Genomic DNA, 605 nt, shown 5'->3' with positions numbered 1-605 from the left:
CAAGGGTTGATCGGTTGGTTCTGGCGTTTGGTCGGGTGCGGCCATGTATACGGCGTCTGAGTTGCAGCGGTGCTGCGCGCCTTGATGAATTCCGCGGTCGCTTTGGTCCCAATCAATGGCGCGCACTTTTACGTGCTCCGGTCCGAACAGGGTGTCCTTCACGATATGTCCGTCAATTGCCATCATCTCACGATGCACTTGCCTTCTCGTCGGGGCCTCGTGGCCCGTTTTACAGTTAAGCGGCTTTCGCCGGGTCGAATTCGGTTTCGGTCTTCAGCAGGGCATAGAGCGTTCGGGCCATTCGGTTGGCCAGTGCGATGGCAGCCTGTTTGGGCTTCTTGCGCTGAATGATGTTCCACAGCCAGTCGTCACCGGGCTGACCGCGTCTGCGAGCACTGACCTGTGACAACGCACCCAAATACAGCAGACGACGCAGGTATCGGTTCCCCATTTTCGAAATGCGTCCCAGGCGTTCTTTACCGCCCGACGAATGCGGCTTGGGCGTGAGACCAATCCATGCGGATAAATCTCTGCCACATTTGAAGTCTGTAATATCCGGGAGCGACGCGACGAAGGCGCTGGCCGTGATGGGGCCAATACCCGGA

At 58.0% G+C, this 605-nt stretch carries 1 protein-coding gene; it reads right to left on the bottom strand.

Going from position 1 to position 605, the window contains the following annotated elements; translation table 11 throughout:
* Positions 1-235: 235 nt before the first annotated feature.
* On the bottom strand, positions 236-605 hold a 370-nt coding region (locus tag ACOYQJ_RS26245; RefSeq protein ID WP_422908823.1), incomplete at its 5' end, for a transposase.

Source organism: Pacificoceanicola algae (assembly GCF_049341065.1).
Taxonomy (GTDB): Bacteria; Pseudomonadota; Alphaproteobacteria; order Rhodobacterales; family Rhodobacteraceae; genus Pacificoceanicola.
The sequence above is the reverse complement of the archived record's forward strand: the minus strand, read 5'-3'. Positions and strand labels throughout refer to the sequence as shown.